Annotated in this window: 5 protein-coding genes, 1 other RNA gene and 2 pseudogenes; 5 read left to right on the forward strand and 3 right to left on the reverse strand. The window is 63.2% G+C overall.

Annotated elements, in window-relative coordinates:
* The first annotated feature begins 306 nt into the window (after nt 1-306).
* Nucleotides 307-1104, forward strand: a complete 798-nt coding sequence (locus tag F7R02_RS22645; RefSeq protein ID WP_078560421.1) for a YopJ family acetyltransferase — start codon at nt 307-309, stop codon at nt 1102-1104.
* Nucleotides 1105-1192: 88 nt separating this feature from the next.
* On the opposite strand, the gene F7R02_RS22650 is transcribed toward F7R02_RS22645, so the two are convergent.
* A non-coding RNA gene (locus tag F7R02_RS22650) (sX9 sRNA) lies at nt 1193-1270 on the reverse strand.
* A gap of 898 nt (nt 1271-2168) precedes the next feature.
* Between F7R02_RS22650 and F7R02_RS22660 the strand changes: the two genes are divergently transcribed.
* From F7R02_RS22660 to F7R02_RS22675, 4 genes are all read left to right on the forward strand, one after another.
* Nucleotides 2169-5327, forward strand: coding sequence for a TonB-dependent receptor (locus F7R02_RS22660; protein WP_026007022.1), 3159 nt, complete (start codon nt 2169-2171; stop codon nt 5325-5327).
* A gap of 326 nt (nt 5328-5653) precedes the next feature.
* On the forward strand, nt 5654-6412 hold the full coding sequence (locus F7R02_RS22665; RefSeq protein WP_078589705.1) for a SapC family protein: 759 nt from the start codon (nt 5654-5656) through the stop codon (nt 6410-6412).
* A 4-nt stretch (nt 6413-6416) separates the two neighbouring features.
* Nucleotides 6417-7469, forward strand: coding sequence for a cupin-like domain-containing protein (locus F7R02_RS22670; protein WP_005913415.1), 1053 nt, complete (start codon nt 6417-6419; stop codon nt 7467-7469).
* A 40-nt stretch (nt 7470-7509) separates the two neighbouring features.
* Nucleotides 7510-9027 (forward strand): tryptophan halogenase family protein, encoded by a 1518-nt coding sequence (locus F7R02_RS22675; protein ID WP_039417383.1) that lies wholly within the window; start codon nt 7510-7512, stop codon nt 9025-9027.
* 213 nt (nt 9028-9240) lie between these two features.
* Here F7R02_RS22675 and F7R02_RS22680 read toward each other — a convergent pair.
* Nucleotides 9241-9957: pseudogene (locus tag F7R02_RS22680) on the reverse strand (MBL fold metallo-hydrolase); the annotation flags it as partial.
* A pseudogene (locus F7R02_RS22685) lies at nt 9958-10075 on the reverse strand (IS5-like element ISCARN85 family transposase); the annotation flags it as partial.

The following is a 10075-nucleotide window of genomic DNA, read 5'->3' on the forward strand; positions in this document are numbered from 1 at the left end:
ATCTCGCGCCGGGTCTGCTTGCGCTTGCCCAGGCCCTCAGCGTCACCGAACGTCAGCTGCATAGATGATCCTCTACATGATGAGGCGGGTAGTGTCGCGTATCTGTGGTGCGTTGTTCAGAGCTTCCCTAGGCCTTCATCTGCCGAGGCGTCCATGTCACCCAGCCTGCATGACTTGGCGGCACTCGGCTCTCCCCGAGCGAGGCGGGCCCGCTCGGGGACATCCGCCAGTCCCTCCGGCAGCGGCATCATCGCAGGGCAAGTGTCCTTTCCTTATTCGCCGTCCGAACCTACGCTCGCGGCTCAATTGCAGAACTTCATTGACGCGCTGGAGCACGCCGAGCGTCAAGGAAAACAATATCCGGCGGCCGAACTCGATCAGAAGTTCCAGCCACAGGTGGTGGCGGCCCAGAATCACATCCACCCCAATCTCGAGGTGAAGGTCTTCGATGCGTCGGCATCCGAGCCGAATGCCTTGCGGCAAGCTATTGTCAATACCAGGCGGGGTCAGCGGTGGCGCGCCGTCGTTAACGTGGAGCGGATCCATGGAAAGGGAGCGCCAAGCCATGGCATCGCGGTGGACGTGACGGGAGGTCGTGGCAAGGTGTCCGTCTTGGCGGTCGACAGCGTATGGGGATGCACCGACACGCTGTCTGTCATGACCGCCGCGTTGAAGGGTGTGAAGAACGCGACGCTGACCATTCTCAACACGGGCACGCAGAAGGATGTCATCAACTGCAAGACCTTCGCCCTGGCGAATGCAAAGGCGATGGCGGATAACCATGACTTGATTGTGGATCTCCACAAGAAGAATTTTAGAGGGAAGATCGTCGGGACGAGCGATACCATCAACGACGTGGACGTCACGATCGCGCGCGGCTCCAACGTGCTCGATGCGAGCTTCTTCCGGCATACGACGTCGAAGGACGTTTTCGACGATCTTCCCGCGCATATCCGGGAACCATTGGAGGAGAGCTTCGCCCAGAACTTCCGGGAGATCGAGGCGGGAGGCAAGCGCAGGGCGTACAACACCTCCATCCAACAAGAGAGGCTCAAGTACCTGCGGGATGCGCTGCTTTTCGCCGACTCCGGGTACGGAAGCTAAGCGCTCCAGGAGCCCACGAGGTGTCCCTGAGATAATTGAGGCTCGGCAGGATTCGTGCAAACATCTTTTAACTTACAGTATTTAAAGTGGCTAACAAAACGGAGCGAGCGGCCGTCAGGTGGACGCGGACGGCGCGCCCAGAACCGCAGCGTACGGAGTGGTACATGAGGATCCAAGCACCGGCCGCGTTCGCCTGGCAGCTGTGCAGTAGTTTTCCGGCTGCTCTTAGCTAACTTTTGGCTTGTTTTACACGAATCCCTGCCGACACTCGCGAAGCGTGCACCTTCTTCTTCGCGCAATGCTCGTCGCTGCACTGACACACAGGCGATGTGCAATCGGCAGGCGCATGCGGTGCGTTGCCGCGTCCGGTGCAGCTCCGACTTCGACATGCGCAATCCAGACGCGCGGCACTGGTCATGATCCCAGGTTTGCGCAATCGCCGCATTCGACCTCAGTGCGACACGTTCATTATGCAAATTTCACCGTTCGATCCGACGGGTTTTGCGTAATGCCGTGATAACGCTTACAGCCCCGCCAGCATTGAAAACCGCATGCGGGCTCAAGCGACTGCGGTATCGGCTGTAACAGTGCATAGCCATCACTATGCTGCAACGCACGGTGACAAGCCCTTTCTGCCCTAACTAGGCTGCGCGGCATGTTAGCGCTATCACTGGCTGGCACGTCGTGCAAAGGACCTGCAACAAACGCAGCAATGGCGGAGCAGCGCCGTCGCTGCGGCGGGGACGCGCAGGCACACCGCAGGTCGACGGTCGAAGGGGCGATCGGCAGCCTGCGTGCTAGGGGACAGATCGAGGGCAACTGAAACAACGTCGAGCGGTTGTTGCGTGATGCGTGTGGCGCGGTGAAAGGACGGAGATGCCGGCAGAGCATGTCGATCCAAGCGCCGGCTGCGCCCGCACGGCACATGCAGGGCGTTGGATTGGTGGCTCCAGCAGTTGCAGCAGCGTTGGCCACGGCCTGTCGGGCAGTGGCCGCGATTCCTCCGTATCGCATGGCGCGATATCGGCCGTTGGCGGTTGGACTCCACTCCCGAGGACACATCGATGCGTCGTACGTTGAACAGCTTCAAGTCGAAGGCCATGTTCACCTTCGTTGGCGGCTTGTTGGTCATCAATCCCGCCTTTGCGCAGGATGTCGCTCCGCCGCCTGCGCCGGTGCCGCAATCCAGCAGCGATTCGGCCACCACCCTGGATGCGGTCAACGTGACCGGTATCCGCAACAGCCTCAACCAATCGATGGGCATCAAGCGCGATGCCGCCGGCGTGGTGGATGCGATCAGCGCCGAAGACATCGGCAAGTTCCCGGACACCAACCTGGCCGAATCGCTGCAACGCATCACCGGTATTTCCATCGAACGCCGCGATGGCGAGGGCGCGCAGGTCACCGCACGCGGCTTCGGCCCGCAGTTCAACACCGTCACCCTCAACGGCCGTCTGATCCCCGGTGCCGATGCCTTCGGCGCGCCCGGCCAGACGCCGATCGGCGGCGTGGATGTCGGCACGCGCGCGTTCAACTTCGCCCAGCTCGCCTCCGAAGCCATCACCGGCATCGAGGTGTTCAAGACCAGCCGCGCGACCGCGCCCAGTGGTGGCATCGGTGCCACGATCAACATCCAGACCGACAAGCCGTTCAATCACGACGGCGTGGTGGCCAATGCCGGTGCCAAGATGGTGTCGGACCGCTCCGAGCCCTTCGGCGATTCGCTCACCCCGGAGGTGTCGGGCATCTTCAGCTATACCAACCCGGACAAGACCTTCGGTATCGGCCTGAGCGCCAGCTACCAGAAGCGCCATGGCGGTTCGGTCCAAGCCACAGAAAATACCTGGAACATCCAGCGTTGGACCGGTACCGACCCGGCGCTGCGCCCGGACGCGGTGGTGACCAATGCCCCGGCGATCGGCCAGTTGTACGGCATGCCCAACGATCTGCGCTATGCATTCGCCGATTTCCAGCGCGAGCGCATGAATGGCCAGGCGGTGATGCAGTTCGCACCGACCGACAGCCTGACCCTGACCCTGGATTACACGTATTCGGCCAACGAGATTCGCGAAGAGCGCGGTGAGCAGGGTATCTGGCTGCAACGTGCCAACAGCTTTACCGATCTGACCTTCGATACCGGCCAGGCCGTGGCCACGCCGGTCTATCTGCGCGATGTGCCCAACGGGGCGAAGGACTTCGGCATGGAACAACAGCGCAACGAGCAGAAATACACGCTCGGCTCGCTGGGCTTCAATGCCGATTGGCAGGTGAGCGACCGCTTCCAGTTGAGCTTCGATGCGCACAATTCCAAGACGCAAAGCTTGCCCAACGACCCGACCACGGGCGGCAGCGCGACCTATTTCAGTTTCGCCGGCACCAACAACTGCACCAATGGGCCGTACTGCGGCGGCCAATGGGGGCAGGAACTGTGGTTCAACAATTCCTTGCCGATCGGCGCACGCACCTGGTACCCCACTGCGGCCGATTCGCTGGCAAACACCAATGGCGTGGTCAATCCCGCCTTCACGCCCGCCGAGCTCGGCTCGCAGGTGTTGCGCATTTTCTACCAGAAGCAGGTGACCGAAACCAAGGAAGGACGCCTGGACGGAAAGTTCGACTTCGACGACGGGCGCTTCCAGTTTGGCGTGAGTTCGACCAACACCACCATGCAACGCCGAGTCAGCGAGACCAACTCGCCGCTGGGCGATTGGGGCGTGGCCAATGCGGGCAACGAGCCGGGCATGGTCGCGTTGCTGCAGCCGGTGAGCATCACCGGCATGTTCAAGGATTTCAATCCCAGCGGCGCGGCGTCCAGTGCATGGCGTGGCGATGCCGATCAGCTGGCGCTGTGGGGCGGAAGCCAGTACGGCGCAACCACGCGGTACAACCCGCAATACACCGCAGACAACCGGGTGGAAGAAAAGACCCGCGCGGCCTACGTGCAGTTGGAAATTGCCGGTGCCATCGCCGGGATGACCACCAATACGCGGCTGGGTTTGCGCTACGAGCGCACCGACGTGGAGTCCACCTCGCAGGTTGCCACGCCCACCGCGCTGCTGTGGCTGTCCAACAACGACTTCCAGTTGATCCGCTCCACCGACCAGCAGCCTTTCAGCGAGAAGACCAGCTACAACTACATCCTCCCCAACATGGACTTCAGCATCGATTTCACCGATTCGCTGAAAGGCCGTGCCTCGTTCGGCCAGACCATCGCGCGCGCGCCGTACAACAATCTCATCGCCGGGCCCACGCCCAACACGCCCAACGGCTCGATCCTGATCAACCCGTCCAACCGCGCCGGTGGCGACTCGCAGACGCCCACGCTCGATCCGTTGGAATCGGACAACCTCGATCTGGCACTGGAGTGGTATTTCGCCGACGCCAGCTACGTCTCAGCCACGTTCTGGAACAAGCGCGTGAGCAATTTCATCGGCAACACCGTCACGCGTGAATCGCTGTACGGACTGACCGACCCCACCTCGGGGCCGGATGCCCAGGCCGCACTGGCGTTCCTGCAAAGCGGGGCCTGCGCCGCTCAGGTGGGCGCGGCCGGCAACGATGTCGCGGGTGCGTGTTCGGCCAACGACACCTCGCTGTTTGCGGCCATGGCGCTGCTGCGCAATGCTGCTGCCACCGGCGGGCTGAGCGCCTACAACGGCAGTTCGGCGCAGAGCCTTGCGCTGGAGAATGCCTACGATATCGCCGGCAATGCCTCCGACCCGTTGTATCAGTTCGATGTGTCGCGGCCGATCAACCAGAACAAGGCCAACATCCATGGCTGGGAACTCGGCGGCCAGTACTTCTTCGGCAGCACCGGGTTCGGCATCTACGCCAACTACACCATCGTGGAAGGGGATGTGGCCTTCGATAACACGGTCATCGATCGCGATCAGTTTGCGTTGCTCGGTCTGAGCGACACCGCCAACGTCATGCTGATGTACGAAAAGTATGGCTGGAGCGCACGCCTGGCCTGGAACTGGCGCGACGAATACCTGATCGCTGCCAACCAGGACAATGCCAACCGTAACCCGTACTACGTCGAGCCGTATCAGCAGTTCGACCTCAGCGTCAGCTACGCATTCAACAAGCAGCTGTCGGTGGGCTTCGAGGCGATCAACCTGACCGGTGAGGACGTCCGTTGGCACGGTCGCTCGGAGAAACAGATCATCCGCCTGATCGACCAGCAGCCGCGTTACACCCTGGGCGTGCGGTACGCGTTCTGAACCATCACGCGTTGTTCTAGCCGTAATACTGCGGTCGCTATCGTGTGATGGCGGCCGCAACCGGCCATTGCGCCGTTGCTCGCGTGCGGTCTGCAGCCGGGTATTGACGCAGCGCCCGTGCCGTCGGGGTATCGGCAGTCGGCCTTGCAGTGCGCACGCATGCGTCACTTGCCGGCTTCGCAGTAACGCAGCATGTTGCTGCCCTGCGGCTTGCCGGCGCACGCTTTTTTGGCAATGCTCAGCATCGATATGCGCGCGGGGAATGCGTGCGACCGAATTCCTCCATGACTGCAGTCCTCCGCGACGGACGGCTGCTGGAGCTTTAGATGACGCGATACGCAGTGCTCAACAACGTGGCGCATCACGACCTGCGCGTGATCCTGCGCTTTGGTGCGGAATTCGGCGATGCGGTGGGCGTGGTGCCGGCCTTCGTGACCGAATATGCCGAGCTGCAACGCGAGTACCCGCTATTCTTCCGCAAGGATCCGGCCGGGAGTGGTTACCAGCCGGTGGCGCTGCTGGGCTTCGCACAGGATGAAAACCTGTTTCTGCAGGACGGGCGCTGGAATGCCAGCTACCTGCCGGGCATCGTTGCCAAGGGACCGTTCATGATCGGTTTCCAGGAGCAACACGTCGACGGGGCCTTGGTGCAGGAGCCGGTGATCCATGTCGACCTGGAACATCCGCGCATCAGCCGCAGCGAGGGCGAGGCGGTGTTCTTGCCGCAAGGCGGCCACAGCCCGTATCTGGAACACATCATCGGCGTGTTGCGCGGCATCCGCGATGGGCTGGACGCGGGGCAAGCGATGGCGGCCGCCTTCGAGGCGCTCGGCCTGATCCAGCCGGTGCGGCTGGACGTTGCGCTGGATGCCAGCCATGCGACGCAGTTGCAGGGCCTGTTCGCCATCGACCGCGAGCGGCTTGCCGCCCTGGATGCGCAAGCGCTGCAGCAGTTGCATCAGGCCGGCTATCTGGAAGGCGCCTTCCTGATGCTGGCATCGCTGCACAATTTGCGCCGGCTGATGGCCGAGAAGCAGCGCCGTCTGCAGCAGTCGCACAGCGCCCCCGTTGCCGCGTACGCCTGAGCGTATGGCCGCACGTGCAACCGATCCGTCTGTCGCCGCAGGCGCCGCCATCGCCATTGCCGAGCGCAGCGATTGCGGCCCTGATGGATTGCCGCTGCCCGCACTTTGCGACGCCGCCGAGCCGGTGGTGCTGCGCGGCGTTGCGCGCAACTGGTCGCTGGTGCAGGCCGGGCTGCGCAGCGCCGATGAGGCCATGGCGCTGTTGCGCGCACACGACACGGGTCGCCCCCTGCAGTATTCCTATGGCGGCCCGGAGATCGGCAGCCGCCCGTTCTATCGCGACGATTGCAGCGCGCTCAACTTTCAGGTGCAGCGCGGCAGCGTGAGCACCTTGCTGGATGCCATTGCGGCACATCGTGACGACCCGCAGCCGCCCACCTATTACCTGGCCTCGTTGCCGGTGGACGCCAATTTGCCAGGGTTGCGCGCGCACAACGATCTGGATGTCGCGGCCAACGGTGGCCAAGTGCAGCCCAGCATCTGGATCGGTAACCGCGTGATCGCCTCGTGCCACTACGATGCGCTGGATAACCTGGCGTGCTGTGCGGTCGGGCAACGGCGCTTTACGCTGTTTCCGCCGGAGCAGGTCGCCAATCTGTATCCGGGTCCGCTCGATCCCACGCCGGGCGGACAGGTGGTGAGCATGGTCGATGTCGCCCATCCGGACCTGCAACGCTTTCCGCGTTTTGCCGATGCCTTGCCGCATGCGCGCAGCGTGGTGCTGGAGCCGGGCGATGCGTTGTTCATTCCCAGCATGTGGTGGCACCACGTCCAATCGCTGCATCCGTTCAACGTGCTGATCAACTACTGGTGGAGCCGTGCGCCAGCGCACCTGCCTGCCGCGATGCCGGCGCTGTATCACGCGCTGTGGGCGATTCGCGACCGCCCCACAGCGGAGAAGCAGGCATGGCGCGCGTTGTTCGATTACTACGTGTTCGGCCCTGCCGAGCAGGCCGGCGAGCATCTGCCCGAACCGGCGCGCCATGCGCTCGGCCCGATCGACCCCGTGCTGTCGCGGCAGCTGCGCGCCATGCTGATCGGCAAATTGAACCGCTGATGTGCGGCATCGCCCTCAACCCATTCCGCAGGAGTGCGCAGTGACTCAGGCTCAGATTCGCAAGGTGGTGATCGCCGGTGGTGGAACGGCCGGCTGGATCGCTGCCTGTGCGCTTTCGCATCAATTCCGCAATTTGCTTGACATCACCCTGGTCGAGTCCGAGCAGATCGGCACCGTCGGTGTGGGCGAATCCACGGTGCCGCCCATCCGCACCTTCCACCGGTTCCTGCAGATCGACGAGCAGGAATTCCTGCGTGCGGTGGCAGGTACCTTCAAGCTGTCGATCTCGTTCGAGCATTGGCGCCGCCAGGGCGAGCGCTACATCCATCCATTCGGCATCACCGGGCAGAGCACCCTGGTGTGCGCGTTTCATCACCTGTGGCTGGAAAGCCAGCGCCGCGGCATGGCGGGCAGCTTCGGCGATTACTGCCTGGAAACGGTGGCCTCGCGCGTGGACCGCTTTGCGCTGCATGGCGAGCCGGCGGTCAATTACGCCTATCACCTGGATGCGGCGCTGTATGCCAAGTTCCTGCGCGCGCGCAGCGAGGCGTGCGGCGTCAAGCGTGTCGAAGGCAGGATTCAGCAGGTGACCGTGCAGCCGCACAGCGGCGATGTCGCCAGCCTGGTGCTGGAAGACGGGCACGTGATCGAAGGCGATTTGTTCATCGATTGCAGTGGCTTCCGCGGTCTGCTGATCGAGCAGACCCTGCACACCGGCTACGAAGACTGGAGCCATTGGTTGCCGTGCGACCGTGCGGTGGCGGTGCAGACCGAAGCCCTCGGCCCACCGGTGCCCTACACCCGCGCCATCGCGCACGAAGCCGGCTGGCGCTGGCATATTCCGTTGCAGCATCGCGTCGGCAACGGCCTGGTGTTTTCGAGCAAGCACCTGTCCGATGACGAAGCGCACGCCAAGCTGCTGCGCGATGTGGCTGCGCCTGCCGTCAAGGAGCCGTGGATGGTGCCGTTTCGCACCGGCCGCCGGCTCAAGGCCTGGAACAAGAATGTGGTCTCGCTCGGTCTGGCCAGCGGCTTTATCGAGCCGCTGGAATCCACCAGCATCCATCTCACCATCTCTGCAGTGGTGCGGCTGCTGGCGCTGTTTCCGGCCGAAGGCATTGCGCCCTCGCAGGTGCAACTGTTCAACGACGTCAGCCGCGCTGAAATGGAGCACGTGCGCGACTTCGTCACCTTGCACTACCACGCCACCCAGCGCGACGAACCGCTATGGCAGCAGTGCCGGCAGATGGAACTGCCCGAGTCGCTCGCGCTGCGCCTGCGTGCCTGGCGCGAACGCGCGCACGCCTGGCAGGGTGCCGATGAACTGTTTCGTGTCGATTCCTGGACGCACGTGCTGATGGGGCAGGGCATTGCGCCCGAGCAGCATCACCCGTTGACGCGCGCATTTTCCGACCACGACCTGCGCCGCCTGCTCGACGGTATCGCCCAGCCGATCCAGCACGCCGTGCAGCAGATGCCCTCGCAGCAGGACTTCATCGAGCGCTACTGCAAGGCAGGCGAACAGGTGTGGGGGATGCGCAGCCCGGTGCCTGCCTAGCGTGTCATGCATTTTTGAGAAGAGATGCAACCCTCCGGGAAGCGCCCTGTGGCGCGCCGATACCGCGTTACGCGCTTGCCCAGGCGGCCCGCCTGGGCCGCAGCGCACGCCTTGTCGCGACGCGGCACAGGACGCTTCGCACCCACCTCAACGGACATAACACGCTCTGGCGCCGCATTGAATCGCTGCGGGCGGGCGCAGTGCGCGCCCGTGCTACAGCCGCATCAGATCCTTGCCCACCACGATCGGCCCGGCGTAATGCTTGCGCGCGCCTTGGCTCCACATCGCATCGGTGATGGACGCATCGCCCCCGGGGACGAAGTGATTGAGCACGAGCATCTTCGCGTTGGCCGCAGCCGCAATCATGCCGACCTCTTCGCTGGTGGAGTGGCTCTTGAGCAGATGGTCAAGCAATGTCGGCGCGTTGTCGTTGGTTTTCAGCATCGTTTGCAGCGCCGGCAGATACATCACTTCGTGGACCAGCACGTCGGTGTTCTTGGCGAACTCGGCCAGCGCGGGCAGGTAGCGCGTATCGCCGGAGAACACCACGCTGCGGTCGGGCGCCTCGAACCGGTAGGCAAAGGCCGGCTTGAGGGTGTAATGGTCCACCAAGGTGGCAGTGACGGTAACCTGATCGTTCGTCAGGACGGTACCGGGCTGGTCGAACTCATGCACATGAATGAGCGCTTCGAACGGCGGACGGCCTTCCTCACGGATGCGTGTCTGGATGTCGATGGCATTCATCGCGACGAAGGCATCCACCATCCTGGCGATGCCGGGTGGTCCATACAGATGCACCGGCGTCTGCAGGCCACTGGCCCAGGCCAGCCACACCACGTTGAGCAGATCGGCGTTGTGGTCGGAGTGGTGGTGGGTCAGAAAGATATCGCGCAGCATGGGCAGCCCAATGCCAGCCTTGGCTAGGGCCTGTTAACACATCCGAAGCCCATCAACGACTAGGACGAAGCTGAGGAATCCAAGGAACATGACATCCAGCTTCTCGAAGCGCGAGAAAATCCGGCGGTAGCCTTTCAAGCGACGGAACAGT

Source organism: Xanthomonas cissicola, from assembly GCF_008801575.1.
Taxonomy (GTDB): Bacteria; Pseudomonadota; Gammaproteobacteria; order Xanthomonadales; family Xanthomonadaceae; genus Xanthomonas; species Xanthomonas cissicola.